The 18,161-nt window shown below is 66.9% G+C and carries 15 protein-coding genes; 12 read left to right on the forward strand and 3 right to left on the reverse strand.

Annotated elements, in window-relative coordinates; genetic code table 11:
• Window positions 1–207 precede the first annotated feature (207 nt).
• From KBW98_RS21375 to KBW98_RS21415, 9 genes are all read left to right on the forward strand, one after another.
• The gene (locus KBW98_RS21375; RefSeq protein ID WP_211522190.1) at window positions 208–1,170 is read left to right on the forward strand and encodes an ABC transporter substrate-binding protein; all 963 of its coding nucleotides are present in this window, start codon (window positions 208–210) and stop codon (window positions 1,168–1,170) included.
• Window positions 1,171–1,179: 9 nt separating this feature from the next.
• On the forward strand, window positions 1,180–2,706 hold the full coding sequence (locus KBW98_RS21380) for a sugar ABC transporter ATP-binding protein (RefSeq protein WP_211522191.1): 1,527 nt from the start codon (window positions 1,180–1,182) through the stop codon (window positions 2,704–2,706).
• Entirely contained in the window at window positions 2,703–3,791 is a 1,089-nt protein-coding gene (locus tag KBW98_RS21385) for an ABC transporter permease (RefSeq protein WP_211522192.1), read from the forward strand. Before KBW98_RS21380 ends, KBW98_RS21385 begins: the two co-directional genes overlap by 4 nt.
• Window positions 3,788–4,771: a galactofuranose ABC transporter, permease protein YjfF gene (gene yjfF, locus KBW98_RS21390; RefSeq protein WP_211522193.1), complete on the forward strand. Its 984-nt coding sequence runs from the start codon at window positions 3,788–3,790 to the stop codon at window positions 4,769–4,771. Before KBW98_RS21385 ends, yjfF begins: the two co-directional genes overlap by 4 nt.
• A gap of 60 nt (window positions 4,772–4,831) precedes the next feature.
• Window positions 4,832–5,782, forward strand: coding sequence for a glycoside hydrolase family 43 protein (locus KBW98_RS21395; protein ID WP_211522194.1), 951 nt, complete (start codon window positions 4,832–4,834; stop codon window positions 5,780–5,782).
• 55 nt (window positions 5,783–5,837) lie between these two features.
• Window positions 5,838–6,779, forward strand: a complete 942-nt coding sequence (locus KBW98_RS21400; protein WP_211522195.1) for a LysR family transcriptional regulator — start codon at window positions 5,838–5,840, stop codon at window positions 6,777–6,779.
• Between the two features lie 40 nt (window positions 6,780–6,819).
• On the forward strand, window positions 6,820–8,142 hold the full coding sequence (locus KBW98_RS21405; RefSeq protein WP_211522196.1) for a DUF3422 family protein: 1,323 nt from the start codon (window positions 6,820–6,822) through the stop codon (window positions 8,140–8,142).
• A 147-nt stretch (window positions 8,143–8,289) separates the two neighbouring features.
• A complete protein-coding gene (locus KBW98_RS21410) occupies window positions 8,290–10,989 on the forward strand; it encodes a GAF domain-containing protein (protein ID WP_211522197.1) in 2,700 nt (899 codons plus the stop codon).
• A gap of 28 nt (window positions 10,990–11,017) precedes the next feature.
• Window positions 11,018–11,713 carry a fumarylacetoacetate hydrolase family protein gene (locus tag KBW98_RS21415; protein ID WP_211522198.1) on the forward strand — a complete coding sequence of 232 codons (696 nt, stop codon included), beginning with the start codon at window positions 11,018–11,020 and terminating at the stop codon, window positions 11,711–11,713.
• A 139-nt stretch (window positions 11,714–11,852) separates the two neighbouring features.
• On the opposite strand, the gene KBW98_RS21420 is transcribed toward KBW98_RS21415, so the two are convergent.
• Complete coding sequence (locus KBW98_RS21420) at window positions 11,853–12,638, reverse strand: hypothetical protein (RefSeq protein WP_211522199.1); 786 nt, start codon at window positions 12,636–12,638, stop codon at window positions 11,853–11,855.
• 132 nt (window positions 12,639–12,770) lie between these two features.
• On the opposite strand from KBW98_RS21420, the gene KBW98_RS21425 reads away from it, so the two are divergent.
• Window positions 12,771–13,628, forward strand: coding sequence for a hypothetical protein (locus KBW98_RS21425; RefSeq protein ID WP_211522200.1), 858 nt, complete (start codon window positions 12,771–12,773; stop codon window positions 13,626–13,628).
• A gap of 3 nt (window positions 13,629–13,631) precedes the next feature.
• On the opposite strand, the gene KBW98_RS21430 is transcribed toward KBW98_RS21425, so the two are convergent.
• Window positions 13,632–14,657 (reverse strand): asparaginase, encoded by a 1,026-nt coding sequence (locus tag KBW98_RS21430; RefSeq protein ID WP_211522201.1) that lies wholly within the window; start codon window positions 14,655–14,657, stop codon window positions 13,632–13,634.
• A gap of 606 nt (window positions 14,658–15,263) precedes the next feature.
• On the opposite strand from KBW98_RS21430, the gene KBW98_RS21435 reads away from it, so the two are divergent.
• Window positions 15,264–15,653: a hypothetical protein gene (locus tag KBW98_RS21435; protein ID WP_211522202.1), complete on the forward strand. Its 390-nt coding sequence runs from the start codon at window positions 15,264–15,266 to the stop codon at window positions 15,651–15,653.
• Here KBW98_RS21435 and KBW98_RS21440 read toward each other — a convergent pair.
• The gene (locus KBW98_RS21440; protein ID WP_211522203.1) at window positions 15,639–16,505 is read right to left on the reverse strand and encodes a pirin family protein; all 867 of its coding nucleotides are present in this window, start codon (window positions 16,503–16,505) and stop codon (window positions 15,639–15,641) included. The genes KBW98_RS21435 and KBW98_RS21440 overlap by 15 nt on opposite strands.
• 128 nt (window positions 16,506–16,633) lie before the next feature.
• Between KBW98_RS21440 and KBW98_RS21445 the strand changes: the two genes are divergently transcribed.
• On the forward strand, window positions 16,634–18,148 hold the full coding sequence (locus KBW98_RS21445; RefSeq protein ID WP_211522204.1) for a dipeptidase: 1,515 nt from the start codon (window positions 16,634–16,636) through the stop codon (window positions 18,146–18,148).
• Window positions 18,149–18,161 lie beyond the last annotated feature (13 nt).

An 18,161-nucleotide genomic window follows, 5' to 3' on the forward strand; every position in this document is an offset into this window, starting at 1 on the left:
CCCCCCCCCCCCCCCGCTGCCCCCCCCCCCCCCCCCCCCCCCCCCCCCCGGCGGGGGGCCCCCCACGTTCAAGAGGCGCGGGATGTCGATATCTACGCGGTTTGCATAGTTCGATACCGAAAACCGTATCGGCCTTATGCAAAAAGTGATTGGATCAGTATCTCACTTTCCCCTAGTATTGAGTGACAACAATACCGGAGACAAGTGATGAGACTCACCCGCAGGAACCTCCTGGGCGCGGCCATGACCGTATCGCTGACCGCGATCAACCCCGCATTTGCCGCCAAGCCCCTCACCATCGGCTTCTCCCAAGTCGGCGCCGAAAGCGAATGGCGTACCGCGAACACCGCCTCGATCAAGGACGCCGCCAAAAAGGCTGGCGTCAACCTCAAATTCGCCGACGCCCAGCAGCGCCAGGAGAACCAGGTCAAGGCCATCCGCTCCTTCATCGCCCAGCGCGTCGACGTGATCGCCTTCTCGCCGGTCGTGGAGTCGGGCTGGGATACCGTCCTGCGCGAAGCGAAAGCGGCCAAGATCCCCGTCATCCTGACCGACCGAGCCGTCAAGGTCAGCGACCCTTCGCTCTATGTCAGCTTCATCGGCTCCGACTTCGTGGAAGAGGGCCGCCGCGCTGCGCGCTGGCTGGTCGAACATGCGAAGAAGAACCCGAACCGCAGCTACAACATCGTCGAGCTGCAGGGCACCGTGGGCTCTGCCCCGGCCCTGGACCGCAAGGCGGGCTTTCTAGAGGTCATCGCCGGCAACCCGAAGCTGAAGATCATCCGTTCCCAGACCGGCGACTTCACCCGCGCCAAGGGCAAGGAAGTCATGGAAGCCTTCATCAAGTCCGAGGGCAAGAACATCAACGTGCTCTACGCGCACAACGACGACATGGCGATCGGCGCCATCCAGGCGATCGAGGAGGCCGGCATGAAGCCGGGCAAGGACATCCTGGTCGTGTCGATCGACGGCGTGCGCGGCGCATTCGAGGCCATGTTGCAGGGTAAGCTGAACGTGACGGTGGAGTGCAATCCGCTGCTCGGTCCCCAGCTGATCCAGACGGCGCAGGCGGTGAAGGCCGGCAAGCCCGTCCCGAAGCGCATTACCGTGAACGAAGGTGTGTTCCCAGCTGAAGTCGCGGCCAAGGAATTCCCGAACCGTAAATACTGAGGCGTTTCTATGAGCGCCTCAATCAACGCAGCGCCGGTCCTCGAGGTCACCGGCATCCACAAGCAGTTCCCCGGCGTGAAGGCGCTCCTTGACGCGGGCCTGCGCCTGTATCCGGGCGAGGTCCACACGCTGATGGGCCAGAACGGCGCCGGCAAGTCCACCCTGATCAAGGTGCTGACCGGCGTCTACCAGCCGGAACGCGGCAGTATCGTCCTCGATGGACAGCGGATCGAACCCCGCTCCACCCAGCACGCGCAGGAACTGGGCATCAGCACGGTGTACCAGGAAGTGAACCTGTGCCCGAACCTGTCCGTGGCCGAGAACATCTTCATCGGTCGCTACCCGCGCCGCTTCGGGATGATCGATTGGCGCAGCATGCGCGGCCAGGCGACGGAGCTGCTGGCCAAGCTGCAGATCCACATCGACGTTTCCAAGCCGCTGTCCAGCTATCCGCTGGCGATCCAGCAGATGGTCGCCATCGCCCGCGCCACCAGCGTCTCGGCCAAGGTCCTGATCCTCGACGAACCGACCTCCAGCCTGGACGAGGCCGAAGTGCAGCTGCTGTTCTCGGTGCTGCGCGGCCTGCGCGAGCAGGGCATGGCGATCCTGTTCGTCACCCACTTCCTCGACCAGACCTACGCCATCTCGGACCGCATCACCGTGATGCGCAATGGCGAGCGCGAAGGCGAGTACGCGTGCAGCGAGCTGTCGCGCCTGGCCCTGGTCAACAAGATGATCGGCGCGCCGGCGGAAGCCCCGGAGCAGATCGGCGTCGGCGCGTGCGGAGACACATCGGCCAACGAAGTCCTGCTGCGCACGAAAGGCATCGCCCGCCGCGGCGTGCTGGCCCCGGTGGACATCGAGGTGCGCAAGGGCGAGCTGCTCGGCCTGGCGGGCCTGCTGGGCTCGGGCCGCACCGAGACCGCGCGCCTGCTGTTCGGCGCGGACAAGGCCGACAGCGGCGCCATCGAGATCGACGGCAAAAAGCACAGCTTCGCCACGCCGCGCGACGCGATCGCCGAAGGCATCGGCTTCTGCTCGGAAGACCGCAAGCACGAGGGCGCGATCCTGTCGCTGTCCGTGCGCGAGAACCTGATCCTGGCCTTGCAGGCCAAGCAGGGATTGAAGCGCGCCATTCCGCTGCGCCGCCAGCAGGAGCTGGCCGCCTATTACGTGAAACAGCTGGGGATCAAGACGGCCAGCATCGAAACGCCGATCGGCTCGCTCTCGGGCGGCAACCAGCAGAAGGTGCTGCTGGCGCGCTGGCTGGTGACCGAACCGAAGCTGATGATCCTCGACGAACCGACGCGCGGCATCGACGTGCGCGCCAAGCAGGAAATCATGGATTACGTTACCACCCTGTGCCGCAAGGGCATGTCGATGCTGTTCATCTCGTCCGAGCTGCCCGAAGTGCTGCGTGTGAGCGACCGCGTGGTCGTCATGCGCGACCGCCGCACCTGCGGCGAATACCGCCGCGGTGAACTCGACGACCAGTCGGTGCTGCACGTGATCGCCGGCGGGGAGAAATGCGCATGATCGTCAAGGAACCCATCCCGGTGAGCACGCCGGCTGTCCCGGCCGCGCCGGCGCCCAGGCCCTCGCCCTTCGCGTCCGCGCTGGCGCACCCCTTGTTCCGGCCCCTGGCCGCGCTGGCGGTGCTGCTGCTGATCGACTTCCTCTTGATCCCGGGCTTCTTCCGCCTCGAGATCAAGGACGGCCACCTGTACGGCAGCCTGGTCGACATCGTCAACCGCGCCGCGCCCCTGATGCTGGCGGCGATCGGCATGACCCTGGTGATCGCCACGCGCGGCATCGACATCTCGGTCGGCGCCGTGGTGGCGCTGTCCGGCACCGTCGCCTCGATGCTGATCGGCGGGACCATGGTCATCAACAACGGCGTGCCCGAGTACGTGGCGCAGACCCCGATGGCGCTGGCGCTCGGCGCCGCGCTTGGCGCAGCACTGCTGTGCGGCCTGTGGAACGGCGCCCTGGTGGCCGGCCTGGGCCTGCAACCCATCGTCGCCACCCTGATCCTGATGGTGGCCGGGCGCGGCCTGGCGCAGCTGCTGACGGATGGGCAGATCGTCACGGTCTACTACCAGCCTTTCTTCGTCCTGGGCAGTGGGTACCTAGCAGGCCTGCCGTTCGCGCTGTTCGTGGTGGCGTTTGTCTTCGCGGTGACCGCCTTCCTGCTGCGCCACACGGCCCTGGGCCTGTTCATCCAGTCGGTCGGCATCAACCCGGTGGCCGCGCGCCTGGCCGGCATCCGCACGGCGGCGCTGATCGTCTTCGTCTACGTGTTCTCGGCGGCCTGCGCCGGCATGGCGGGCCTGATGATCAGTTCAAACGTGAAAAGCGCGGACGCCAACAACGCCGGCCTGCTGCTGGAACTGGACGCGATCCTGGCCGTCACCCTGGGCGGCACCTCGCTTGCGGGGGGCAAGTTCAGCCTGGTCGGCAGCATCATCGGCGCGCTGATCATCCAGACGCTCACCTACACCATCTATTCGCTGGGCGTGCCGCCCGAGGTCAACATGGTCGTCAAGTCGGTCGTGGTCTTCCTGGTCTGCATTTCGCAGTCCGACCAGTTCAAACAGCTGTGGAAGAGGAGGGCGGCATGAGCGCCTTGATCCAGGGCGTGCGGGCGCTGCCCGGCATGCCGTCCTTTACCTCGCTGGTCACCGTGGTGCTGCTGGCGGCGATGCTGCTGATCGGCGGCTCGATGTACGAGGGCTTCCTGTCGCTGCAGGTGATGCTCAATCTCCTGATCGACAACGCCTTCCTGCTGGTGATCGCCATCGGCATGGGCTTCGTGATCCTGTCGGGCGGGATCGACCTGTCGGTCGGCGCCGTGCTTGCGCTGGCGACCATGGTCTCGGCCTGGCTGCTGCAGGTGGCGCACTGGCCGCCGATGGCGGTGATCGGCGCCGTGCTGCTGGGCGGCGCGCTGTTCGGCGGCGGCATGGGGGCGATCATCCATGTCTTCCGGCTGCAGCCCTTCATCGTGACCCTGGCCGGCATGTTCCTGGCGCGCGGGCTGTGCTACCTGATCAGCATCGAATCGATCACCATCGAGGATCCGCTGTTCGTGGCCATGTCGCAGACCCAGCTTCCCTTCCTGGGCGGCTTCCTGTCGCCGGGCGCGGTCATCGCGCTGCTCATGCTGGCGCTGGCGGTGTGGCTCGGGCATTTCAGTGCGTTTGGACGCGCCGTGTACGCCGTGGGCGGCAATGAGCAGTCGGCGGCCATGATGGGCTTGAGCGTCGGGCGCACCAAGATCCTGGTGTACGCGTTCAGCGGCTTCTGCGCGGCGCTGGCGGGGGTGCTGTTCTCGTTCTACATGCTGTCGGGGTATGGGCTGCATGCGCAGGGGACCGAACTGGATGCGATCGCGGCTGTCGTGATTGGCGGAACCTTGCTGACCGGCGGCTATGGCTATGTGGCGGGTGCGCTGTCGGGCGTGCTGGTGCTGGGGACCATCCAGACCCTCATTGCCTTCGATGGGACGCTCAGTTCGTGGTGGACCAAGATCGTCATTGGCGCGCTGCTGTTCGTGTTTTGCGTGGTGCAGCGGGTGATGGCGTTCAAATCTAAAAGCTAACGGTACGCACGCAAGTTCGTCGCACAGCCACCACCATAAGAATCAACCAAAGGAGACCCCGTGTTCAAACCCCTCATCCTCGCCGCCGCCCTTGGCGCCGCGTCGCTCGCCAACGCCGCCAACCCGATCGTCAAGAACATCTTCACCGCCGACCCGGCCGCCCTGGTCGACAACGGCCGCGTCTACCTCTACGTCGGCAAGGACGAAGCCCCCGCCGGCGGCAAGGACTACGTCATGAACGAGTGGCGCGTCTACTCGAGCTGCGACATGAAGAACTGGACCGACCACGGGTCGCCCCTCAAGTACAGCACCTTCAAATGGGCCGGCCGCGACGCCTGGGCTTCGGACATCACCAAGCGCAACGGCAAGTACTACTTCTACTCGACCGTCGACCACGCGACCATCCCCGGCAAGGCCATCGGCGTCGCCGTCTCGGACAGCCCGACCGGCCCCTTCGTGGATGCCATCGGCAAGGCCCTGGTCTCGAACGACATGACCAAGCAATCCGCCATCCTGTGGGACGACATCGACCCCGCCGTCTTCATCGACGACGACGGCCAGGCCTATCTGTATTGGGGCAACACGGTCATGAAGTGGGCCAAGCTGAAACCCAACATGGTCGAACTCGACGGCCCGATCCACACCGTCGGCCTGGACCAGTTCACCGAGGCCGCCTACCTGCACAAGCACAAGGGCACCTATTACCTGAGCTACTCGCGCCAGTTCCCGGAAGAGACGGTGTACATGACCGGCCCGAGCGCCACCGGACCGTGGACCTGGGGCGGCCAGATCATGGAGCCGAACGCCAACGTCAAGACCATCCACCAGGCGATCGTCGACTTCAACGGCAAGTCCTACATCTTCTACCACAACGCCAAGCTGCCGGGCGGGGGCGAGTTCCGCCGTTCGGCGGCCGTCGAGGAATTGCGCTACGGCCCGGATGGCAAGATCCTCAAGGTCGCCCAGACCGCCGAGGGTCCGGCCGCCAACCCGTCGCCGGGCTGCAAGTGATAAGTGCCCGACGATATTTCGGCCGATTTGATATCCAAAATGATATTATTTTCTGATGGATACAACGAACCCGAACTGGTTTTTGAAGGCGCGCCTCAAGACGCGCCAGCTGCTGCTCCTGATCGCGCTGGACGATTACCGCAACATCCACCGCGCGGCCGAAGAGCTGCACATGACGCAGCCCGCGGCGTCCAAGCAGATCAAGGATCTGGAAGAGATGCTGGACGTGCGGCTGTTCGAACGCCTGCCGCGCGGGATGGAACCGACCATCTACGGCGAGACGATGATCCGCCACGCGCGCATGGCGCTCACCAGCCTGGCGCTGGCGCACGACGACATCGTGGCGCTCAAGGCCGGCCTGGCGGGGCAGGTGGAAGTGGGCGTGATCATGTCGCCGGCGATGGCGCTGCTGCCGCGCGCGATCGCGCGCATCAAGGAACAGGCGCCGCTGCTGCGCATCGGCGTGCAGGTCGAATCCAGCAACGTCCTGCTCGACAAGCTGCAGCACGGCACCCTGGACTTCATGATCGGCCGCATCCTCGAGAAGGAGGACTCCACGGGCCTGATCTACGAGGAGCTGACCGAGGAACCTGCCTGCGCGGTGGTGCGTCCCGGCCATCCGCTACTGGAGAACAAGCAGCTCGAACTGATGGACATCGCCGACCGGCCGTGGATCCTGCCGCCGCCGGGCAGCATCCTGCGCCACCGCTTCGACATGATGTTCCGCCGCGCGGGCCTGGCGCCGCCGGTGAACGTGGTCGACACCACGGCGCTGCTGCTGGTGACGGCGCTGCTGCAGCAGACCGACGCGCTGCACGTGATGCCGCAGGAAGTCGCGCAATATTATGCCTCGCTCAATGTGATGCGTATTCTCCCAATCGAGCTACCCTGCAAGATGGACGCCTTCGGTATCATCAGGCAGCAGGACCATCTGCTGTCGCCGGGCGCCGACCTGCTGCTCAAGGCGGTGCGCGCGGCGGCCAGCGAAATCTACTAGCCGGCGGCGCGCGCCTCCGGTCCCACCACCGGAGAACCCCTTGAACGCCATCGTCGGAGCGCTGAACCATTCCCTGCGGGTGCCGCTCGCCGCCGAGCTGCACTCGCGGCCCTTCCTGCGGCTCGACGCGCCCGAAGCCATCACCCACCTGGCGGTCTACCACGGCGTCGAATCCGGGCCGCCGCAGGCCCATTCCCAGCACGTGCTGCTGGGCGCCTTGTGCGAGCACTTCGGCGTCGCCGCGCCGCGGCCGGGCGCCAGCCACTTCTTCCACGACTTCGGCAGCTTCAGCCTGAAGTGGGAATGCCATACCGAGTTCGCCACCTATACCGTCACCGCCAGCCTGGCGCAAGATATCGCGCCCCAGGAAGCCTTCAGCCACATGCCGCTCGCCTACCTGCCCGCATCCTGGCTGGCGCAGCTGGCCGGACGCCTGATGGCGGCCGCGCACGTGGCGCTGGTGAAGGGGGATGCCGACGCCTCGAGCCTGCCCAAGGTGTTCGAGCGCAGCCTGCTGGCCCGTTCCTCGGTGATGCAGGGCGCGGAGCTGTGGAGCGACTTCGCGATCCAGGCCGACGGCTTCAGCCGCTTCGTGATCCGCGACATCGGCATGCGCGAGCTGCAGGCCGGGCGGCTGGTGCAGCGGGTACTAGAGATCGAGACCTACCGCATGATGTCCCTGCTGGGCCTGCCCGCCGCGCGCGCCGTGGGCCGGGAGCTGGACCGGGTCGAGGCGGAACTGGCCGAACTGGCCGACGCCATGGTGGCCACCGACATGGCGCAGCCGGACCAAGGGAACGGAGACGAAGGGCGCCTGCTGGAGCAGATCACGCGCCTCGCCGCGCGCATGGAAAAGCTCTCGCTGGCCAACGGCTACCGCTTCTCGGCCTCACGCGCCTATTTCCGCATCGTGCGCGCCCGCATCGAGGAGCTGCGCGAAGTGCGCATCGAGGGCACGCCCACCGTGGAGGAATTCATGGAGCGGCGCCTGGAGCCCGCCATGCACACCTGCGAGGCGACCGGAGCGCGCCAGGAAGCGCTGGGACGGCGCATCGCCGACACCAACGACTTGCTGCGCACCCGCGTCGGCATCGTGCAGGAGATGCAGAACCGCCGCATCCTGGAGTCGCTCAACGCGCGCGCCGCCCAGCAGCTGCGCCTGCAACTGGCGGTGGAGGGGCTGTCGGTGGCGGCGATCTCGTATTATCTGGTCGGCCTGCTCGGCTACGCCGGCAAGGCCGCCAAGGCGGCCGGGCTGCCCCTGAATCCCGACCTGGCCCTGGGCCTCATGGTGCCGCTGGTGGCCGGCGCGGTGTGGTTGGCCCAGCGCCGGGTGCACCACAAAATCAAGAAATCGCATTGATGTGTATCGGGCGCGCCCGATTTTGATAGCTCGTTATAATCGCCCGATTATAAAAAGTTGCTGGCTGCGCAACAAAAACAAGGTCAGGCACGTACCAACGTGACAAGCCTGCCGGCCGCGACCCGATTCCGAACTGGGCGATCCCTGATGAACAACGACAGCAGCTTCCTCTCCGTGGCTGTCGGCGGTATAACGCTGCCGGACCATCCGCAGGGCCGCGCATGGCCTACTTTCCCCCTTGGCGATCCCGCGGGCTGGCCGGACGGCCCGCGCGCCATCGCCGACCTGATTGCCGGCTCGCGCTTCCCCATGCTCATGGCGCTGGGCCCGGAGCTGCGCATGTTCTACAACAACGCCTACGCCGAGCTGCTGGGCGACAAGCATCCGGCCGCCCAGGGCATGCCGTATCCGCAAATGCGACCGGAACTGTGGCCGCGCCTGCAGGATGCCTTCGCCAAGGCCCAGGCGGGCGAATCGACCCAGCTCGAGAACGCCCTGATGGAGTTCGAACGCAACGGCAAGCGCGAACGCCGCTTTTTCTGCGCCTCGATCTCGCCCGTGCGCCATGCGGGCGCGGTGGCCGGCGTGTACTGCGCGCTGTCCGAGACCACCTCCGACGTGCTCTCCGAGCACCGCCATGCCTTCCACCTGAAGCTGAGCGAGACCCTGGGCGGCCTGGTCGACGCGGTGCACATCATGGAAGCGGCGAGCGCCATGACCGGCGAGACCCTGGGCGTGGCCCGGGTCGGCTATGGCGAGATCGACGCCGGCGGGCGCACCGTGAGCGTGGACCGCGACTGGACCGACGGCAGCGTCGCCAGCCTGGCCGGCGAATCGCGCCCGCTGGACGGCTTCGGCCCGGCCATCATCGCCCAGCTGCGCGCCGGACGCACCCTGCGCCTGGACGACATCGCCCTCGACGAACGCGCCGCGCCCTATGCGGACGGCTACGCCAGCATCGGCGCGCGCTCGATGGTGATCGTGCCGATCATGGAAGAGAGCCGGCTGGCGGCGATCTTCTACCTGCACGAAAAGAGCGCCCGCCACTGGGCCGACCAGGAAGTGGCGATGGCCGAGGACGTGGCGCGCCACACCCGCGAAGTGGTGCGCCGCTCTCGGGTGGAGGAGTCGCTGCGCGACGAGACCCGCATCCTCGAGATGGTCAACCGCAGCGGCCAGGTGCTGGCCTCGACCCTCGACCTGAACACGGTGCTGCAGACCGTCACGGACGCCGGCACCGAACTCTCCGGCGCGCGCTTCGGCGCCTGCTTCTACCAGAGCGAAGGCGAGGGCGAGCCGATGCGCCTGCACGCGCTGACCGGCGCCGCCTGCGAGCATGTGCGCCACCTCGGCGCGCCCTCGGCGAGCGGGGTGTTCCGGCCCGTGTTCAGCGGCGAGGGGCCGATGCGCTGCGACGACGTGCTGGCGGACCCGCGCCACGCCGGGCTGCCGGCCGGCCACCTGCATGTGCGCAGCTACCTGGCGATGCCGGTCGTGTCGCGCTCCGGCAAGGTGCTTGGCGGCCTGTTCTTCGGCCATCCCGAGCCCGGCATGTTCAGCGAACGCACCGAGCGCATCATCGCCGGCGTGGCCGCCCAGGCGGCGGTGGCGATGGACAATGCGCGTCTTTACGAATTCGCGCGGAAATCGGCGCTGGAGCGCGACGCGCTGCTGCAAAGCGAACGCGCGGCGCGCGTGAAGGCCGAGCGCCTGAGCCACACCAAGGACGAATTCCTGGCCATGCTGGCGCATGAGCTGCGCAATCCGCTGGCGCCGATCAGCAGCTCGGCCAGCCTGCTGAGCATGCAGTTCGCGAACGAGCCGCGCATCTGCCAGACCAGCACCATCATCAGCCGCCAGGTGCGCCACATGAGCCGCCTGATCGACGACTTGCTGGACGTCTCGCGCGTCACCCGCGGGCTGGTCAAGCTCAAGCTCGCGACGGTGGATTTCCGCGACGTGGTGACGGGGGCGCTCGACCAGACCCGTCCACTGGTGCAGGAAAAGAACCACCAGGTGACGGTGCGCCTGCCGGACCAGCCGGTGTACGTGAAGGGCGACCAGACCCGCCTGGTGCAGAGCGTGGCGAACATCCTCAACAACGCGGCCAAGTACACGCAGAAGGCGGGCAGCATCGCGCTGACCCTGGATGCGCGCGACGGCGAGATGGTGCTGCGGGTGCGCGACAACGGCTCCGGCATGCCGGCGGACCTGGTGCCGAACGTGTTCGACCTGTTCACCCAGGGCGCACGCACGCTGGCGCGCTCGCAGGGCGGGCTGGGACTGGGCCTGGCATTGGTGAAGAAACTGGTGGAGCTGCACGAAGGCGAGGTGCGCGCGCACAGCGAGGGCGTCGGTCTGGGCAGCACCTTCACCCTGAGCCTGCCGTGCGTGGCGGCCTTCGATGAAAGCGGCCGCAACCCGCAGGATGGGGTGCCGGCGGACGGCGCGGCCCTGCAGCGCAAGCTGCGGCTGATCGTCGTCGACGATAACACCGACGCGGCCGACAGCCTGGCGATGCTGCTGAACGTGCAGGGCTATGCGGTTTCGGTGGAATACGATGCGGCCTCCGCGATCAGCCGGGCGCGCAGCGAGCGGCCGGACGTGATGCTGATCGATATCGGCCTGCCCGACATGGACGGCTACCAGCTGGCGGAACGCCTGCGCGCCCAGCCGGAGACGGCGGACACGGTGCTGGTGGCGATCACCGGCTACGGCCAGCCCAAGGACCGCGAGCGCGTGCTCGCGGCCGGCATTGGGCATCACCTGGTCAAGCCGGTGGACATGACGGCGCTGGTGCGCATCCTCGAGGCATCGGCCGCCGCGGCCGCGGCCGCGCAGGTATGATGCGCCTTCCGCTATTGAAAGGATGAGCATGTCCGATTTCGTCATCACCGCTCCCACCGCGCCCTCGGTGGCCGTGGCGGGTTCCGCCGCCCGCTTTCCCGTGCGCCGCGTGTTCTGCGTCGGCCGCAACTACGCCGCCCACGCGCGCGAGATGGGGAGCGATCCGTCGCGCGAGCCGCCGTTCTTCTTCACCAAGCCGGCCGACGCCGTGGTGCCGGCCGAGGGCGCGGTGCCGTATCCGCCGATGACCCAGGACCTGCACCACGAGGTGGAGCTGGTGGTGGCGCTGGGCGCCGGTGGGGCGAACGTCGCCGTCGAGGACGCGCTGTCGCTGGTGTGGGGCTATGGCGTCGGCCTGGACCTGACCCGGCGCGACCTGCAGGCCGTCGCGAAGGATGCCGGACGGCCCTGGGACATGGCCAAGGGCTTCGATGCGTCGGCGCCGTGCAGCGCACTGCGTCCCGCGAGCGAGACCGGCCATCCGGCGGCGGGGCGCATCTGGCTCGAGGTGAACGGGCAGGTCAAGCAGCAGGGGGATCTGAACGAGATGATCTGGCCGGTGGCGGATGTGATCAGCTACCTGTCGCGCTTTGTCACGCTGGCGGCGGGGGACCTGATTTATTCGGGGACGCCGTCGGGGGTGGGAGCTTTGCAGCCGGGGGACAGGGTGCGTGGGGGTGTGGATGGTGTCGCGACGTTTGAGCTGGAAATCGCTCCGCGCTAATCGCTGTTCATGCAACTTGGCTCCCCGCCTTCGCGGGGATGACGGTTTTTAGGTCAGTGGCAAAGTAACGAGCTAAGGTTCCCCTTGCACGTCATCCCCGCGAACGCGGGGACCCAAGTTCACCAGCAGGCCACTGCAGCTAGCTGTTAGCCATCAACACCCGCATCTGCTCCAGCAAGCGCACCCGCGCCGCATCGATCATTTCCCCATTCGTCTTCCCCGACAACGCCTCCTTCTGCTTCTTCCCCAGGAAGTACGCCACCCTCTCCGCATTCGCCCCCGAAGGATGCGGCAGCCCATGCAGAATCCGATCGCGCCGCAACACCCCGCGCCCCGCCAGCCACTCCAGCCCTTCGCTCACGCTCGCCCCCATCGGGATATACAGCGCTTCCGGCAGCATCGCCGCCTCGTGCGCGAAGTAGCGCAGCATTTCCTCGCGCAGGAAGGCATGGCGCGGCATGGCCGGGGTGCCGCTGTAGTTCTTCCCGTCGACGAACACCGGATGGCGCAGGATCGCGCTCACCTGCACCAGGGGCGCGTCGACGTCGAACAGGGTCGCGCAGCTGGCGATGCCGAGCCAGCGCTGCACGCCGATCGCATCCAGCAGGGCCACGAAGTTGGGACGGATGGCGCCGCTGAAGGCGCCCGCCAGGCGCGCCGCGCGCAGGGTGTTTTCGTCCGAGGCGCCGGCCGCCATCTGGCGCTGGGCTTCGCGCATCGCGTTCTTCCACTGCGCGAATCCGGGCGAGATGCCGACCACCACCACGCGCGCCGCCGGGTTCACGGACTCGAAGGGAATGTAGTGGCTGCTGTAGCGGCCTTCGCGCGCCAGCAGGAAGGCGGCGGGGATCGCCTGCGGCGAAGCCACGCCGGCCAGGTCGAGGTCGCGGATCGCCTGCCGGTAGCGGTCGAACAAGAGCTCCATGGGGCCAGTCGAAAGAGTTGAACGGGTGCGTCATTGTGCCATCGCCCGGTTCAGCCAGCCCGGCCGTGCGCGCGCGAAAATTTGATAGGCTAGCGCCATGGACGGACACAGCGCCGGAATGGGGAAGAGAGCATGACGCAAGTGGCCTTGATCACGGTGCACGGCATGGGAGAGACTCCGCCAAATTACGCGGACGCGCTGATGGATTCCGTGCGCACCCGCATGGGCGCGCTGGCGGGCCAGGTGGTGATGCGCTCGGTGTACTACCAGAAGATCCTGCAGGACAACCAGCAGCTGGTCTGGGACCGCACCCGGTCGCAGAGCGCGGTGCACTACGACGATTTGCGCAAGTTCGTCCTGTACGGCTTCGGCGACGCGGCCGGGCTGGAGAACCGCAAGGAGATCCCGGGCTCGGTGTATGAACTGGCCCAGGGCGAGATCGCGCGCGCCCTGATGTCGGCGCATGCGACGCGGCCCGGCATGCCGGTGGTGTTCCTGGCGCAGTCGCTGGGCTGCCAGGTCCTGTCGAGCTATATCTACGACGCCCAGAAGGCGGCCGAGGGCAGGCCGGTGGGCGCGGGCATCTGGCGCAACATCGGCCTGTGGGCGCAGCAGGTCTACGGGCGCGCCCTGACGGCCAGCGAACGCAGCTTCCTGGGCGCCGGCAGCTGCGCGGGCCTGGTCACCACCGGTTGCAACATCCCGATCTTCGTCGCCGCCCACAAGGAAATGCACATCATCCCCATCCGTCCGCCGACCAGCCTGTTCAAGTGGATCAACTTCTACGACCCGGACGACGCGCTCGGCTGGCCGCTGCAGCCGCTGTCCGGCGGCTACCGCGCCCTGGTCGAGGACCGCGCCATCAATGCCGCCGGCGGTGTGCTGGGCGTGATGCTGAAGAGCTGGAATCCGCTTTCGCACAACCAGTACTGGCAGGACGATACGGTGCTCGACGCCATCGCGGTCATGCTGCGCCGGCTGGCGGCTTGAGGCTCAGTTTGCGCTCTGCAATGTAAACAGGGAGCGCACGTCGCCGGCCACCGCGCCGCGCGCATTCTTGATGGATGGCTGGCGGAAGCGCTCCAGCAGGGCGCGCCGCGTATCGTCCAGCAAACCCAGCTGTTCCAGCACGCTGAAGGTGGCGGGGTGGAGGGCACGGCTGGCGCCGTCCTGGATCTTGATCGCGATGCCGATCCCGGCCGAACGCACGCCGATCGCCTGCACCGCGTCGGCCCCGATCTTGGCCACCCAGTCGCCGCCGCCGGCCGTCATCCAGAACAGGTCGGTGCGCTCCGCGCCGGAGACCATGTCCGGCCGGCCCGTCATCGCATCGCACAGGATGCCCATCGCGCCGCCGAGCTGCGGATCGGCCGCGCCCTGCGCCAGGCGTGCATACAGGTGCGCCAGGCGCGACAGCGGCATCGCGTAGTTAGGCGCAGAGCAGCCGTCGATCCCGACCGCCATCTGCGCAGCCGGCAGGCCAACAGTGTCGGCCAGCGTGTCGCGGATGGCCTGCTGCAGCGGATGGGCGCGCTCGACATAGCCCCGGGTCGGCGCGCCGTGCAGGCGGCACCAGGCCAGGAAGCCGCTGTGCTTGCCGGAACAGTTGTGGTGCAGCGGCGTCCAGCTGCGGTCCTGCGGCGCCGGCTCGCCCACGGCCTCGTAATAGAGCGGGGTGGCGCAGCCGCATTCGAGGTGGCTGTCGTCGAGTCCGATCTTGCCGAGGATGGAGCGCACGCCCGCCAGATGCCGCTCTTCGCCGGAATGGCTGGCGCACAGCAGCGCCAGTTCGTCGCGCGCCAGGCCGAAGCGCGCCGGGCCGTCGGACAGGATGAAGGGCAGCGCCTGGAAAGGCTTGAGCGCCGAGCGTGTGAACGTGGGGTAATGGGGATCGCCGGCCTGCCACAGCAGGCGGCCGTGGAGGTCGACCACGGCGACCGAGCCGGCGTGCACGTTCTCGAGCACGTAGCCGGTGTCGGGGTAGCCGCGGGTGGTGGCGGCGAGGGGGACTGGGTGCATGGGTGAGCGCTTCATGAGTCGTTGATGCAGACACTCTACGGCATCGCGCCGCATGCAGACGCACGGTCCGTAGGGTTGGCGGCTTCGCCGCCGACGCGGGATAGTTAGCAGCAGAATCAACCCTAGGGTGGACGGCTCTGCCGTCCGCGCGTCGAACGGTTGCTTCCATGGCTGCTCATGAGCTGGTTGAACGCGTGGACGTTCGTCATCCAAGCCATTGGTCTGGATGACCCCGTCCACCCTACGTCATCGATAACGCAGCCTTTAGGTACGGGCGCTATGCAAAACGGGCCATGCGCTGGAACAAGATATACAGCTTGCGATATGCATCCTCGAAACACGCTGGAAAACGCGTATGCACCGCATGCAGATATCGCGCTCGAGCACGCATATGCACCTCCCGTCTGGTCCCCATTTTCCGCAATTCGTCGCGCCATTTCGCGCTTCGGTCTCACTCCGCTTGTTTGCATTCGCGGCCTGGCTACACTGTCTACATCGCCAGACAAACACAGTGAGCAGCTGGCGAAACTGAACAACGTGGGACCTGCGATTGCAAGCAATGCGCCAGGTCCGTTTTTTGGAATCGACCTGAAAGGAACCATCATCATGCGCATCAAACAACTCGTCCTCTTCGCCGGCGCCGCCGTCCTGTCCTTCTCCGCAGCCGCTGGTCCGCAAGCCGGTACCGAACGCGTCGAAGTGGTCGGCAGCCAGCCTGCACAAGTGCGCATGAAGCCCTTCATGTTCGACCGCGTGCAGGGCGAGTATGGGCTGGAAGATGGCCGCGTGCTGACCGTCAACGGCACCGTCAACGGCAAGGGCCGCGTGCTCACCGCCGACCTCGGCGACGGCCCGATGGAAATCATCCATGTGGGCAAGGACAAGTTCGTCGCCATCGACAAGGATGTGCGCTTCAGCTTCACCGGCGACCGCATCCCCGACGAAGTCGTGGTCAGCACCGCCGCCGGCAAGGTCCTGGCCTTAGCCAAGCGCTGATCCGAAGCGTCCCGCCTGGTAATCGGCGACCGCCTGCGCGATCTCGGCGCGGGTGGTCATGACGAAAGGCCCGTGCGCCACCACGGGCTCGCGAATCGGTTCGGCATGGCCGAACAGCAGCAGGGCGCCTGACTCGGTGTGCAGATCGACTGCATCGCCGTCGTCGTCCAGCTCGAGAAGTTGGTATGCGCTGACGGGATCGTCATGGCCGCCCACGACGATACTTCCGCGCACCACGTACAGGAAGACCCTGCGCGGTGGCCGGACGGTGGCGCGAACATGTCCGCCTGCCCGCATGTCGAGCGTACTCATGAACACACCGGTCAGGGACGCGATCGCTCCCTGCCTGTCTTCCCATTCCCCCGCGATCAGCTGCATCGCGACCTTGCCCCCGTCCAGCTCCATCACAGGGATCTCGTCCTTTTGCAAGCCTGTATAGGCCGGCGCGCTCATCTTCAGGCGCGAAGGCAGGTTCACCCACAGCTGCAGGATCTCGACCGCGCCGCCCTGTTCGAGGAAGTCGCGCGGCGACACCTCCGCATGCACGATGCCGCTGCCGGCCGTCATCCATTGCACGCCACCCGCATGGATCACGCTTTCGTGACCCGCATTGTCGCGGTGCGCCAGGCTGCCCTCGACGATGAAGGTGACGGTCTCGAAGCCCCGGTGCGGATGCGGCCCGAAGGGCAGGCCGCGGTTGTGCGGCGGATAGATCTGCGGTCCGTGATGGTTGAGGAAGAGGAAGGGATCGAGCTGCCCGAGCAGCGGATTCGGCAGCGGCCGGCGCGTGACCAGGTCGCCGATGTCGTCGCGCTGCGCCGGGTGGATGCGGTGGATGGTCTTGGCGCTCATGCAGGCTCCTGAATTGGTCGTGGATGCCACCACCATAACGCGAAGCATCGACAACGCGCGCACGCCCCCTATGCTAGACTCATTGCGCTTATGCAATTTGCAATATGCACTCTGGAGACAGGCACCACATGATTCGAAAAACACTGCTTGCCAGCCTGCTGCTGGCGACCGCCGCGGCGGGCCACGCCGCATCCGCCCCCACCCCCGGCGAGCCGGCCGTCAAGGCCGCCAAGTACGCCGCCGCGACCTACCGCAACGACATCGTGGAAACGCTGGCCCGGCTGGTCAGCTACAACACGGTGGCCGACCCGAAGGTCCCATCGGACCAGAATCCGGTCCACATCGCCTTCAAGACCGCGCTCAAGCAGGAAGCCCAGCGCCTGGGCCTGGACTACGCCGACCACGGCTGGGTCGTGATCGTCGGCCTGGGCAAGGGCACGGAGCGCGTGGGCGTGATTACCCACGGCGACGTGCAGCCGGTCGACCCGGGCAAGTGGAAGAAGTCGCCCTTCGTGCTGGACCGTACGAGCGAGCCGGGCAAGCTGCTGGCGCGCGGCGCCGAGGACGACAAGGGACCGATCGCCACCGCGCTGTACGCGATGAAGGCGATCAAGGACCGGCAAGTGCCGCTGTCCAAGCGCATCGAGCTCTATGTGTACATGGGCGAGGAATCCGACTGGGGCCCCCTGGTCGAGTTCCTCAAGACCCATGAGCCGCCGCAGATGAACATCACGCTCGACGCCGAATACCCGGCGGTGACGGCCGAGAAGGGCTACGGCACCGTGGCCGTGACCATCCCGAACCAGGGCGCGGAAGCGGCGCCCGATGGTGCGCCCTACATCGCCGAATTCGGCGGCGGCTTCTTCGGCAGCCAGATCCCGGAAGACGCCCGGGCCGTGATCGCGAACGCGACGCCGGAAGTGGAAAAGCTGATCCGCGCACGCGGCGCGAAACAGGACGGCATGCGCTATACCTTCGCCTGGCAGGGCAAGAACCTGGCGGTGAGCGCCAAGGGCGTGTCGGCCCACTCCTCGAAACCCGAGGACGGCGTGAACGCCATCAGCATGCTGGCCGATGCGCTGGCGGTGCGCGACTGGCCCAACACCACCGCCGGCGGCGTGGTGAACTACCTGAACGACATGGTCGGCACCGGCATCCATGGCGAGAAGTTCGGCAACATCGCCTACCGCGACAGCTTCATGGGACCGATGACCTTCGCGCCCACCGTCATCAAGCAGCGCGACGACGGCATCGAGGTCTCGATCAACATGCGCCGTCCGCAGGGCAAGAGCACCGAGCAGCTGACCGGCGAGGTCAACGCGGCCCTGGCCCAATGGCAGGGCCGGCGCCTGCCGCTGGCGAACATCACGGTGCGCATCAGCGAACCCTGGATGCAGAACAATCCGCCGCAGCTGCCGACCCTGATGGGCGTGTTCTCTTACTTCACCGGCATGAAGGACCCGAAGCCGATCGCGGTGGGCGGCGGCACCAACTCGCGCCTGTTCCCGAACGCCGTCAGCTTCGGGCCGACCATGCCGGGCAAGGTCTACACCGGGCACTCGGAGCATGAGTTCATCACCACCAAGCAGTTGCTGCTGAACCTGCAGATGTACACGGCGGTGCTGGTCGAACTCGCGAAATGAATCAACAAAGCCA

Source organism: Massilia sp. ST3 (assembly GCF_018119405.1).
Taxonomy (GTDB): Bacteria; Pseudomonadota; Gammaproteobacteria; order Burkholderiales; family Burkholderiaceae_D; genus Telluria.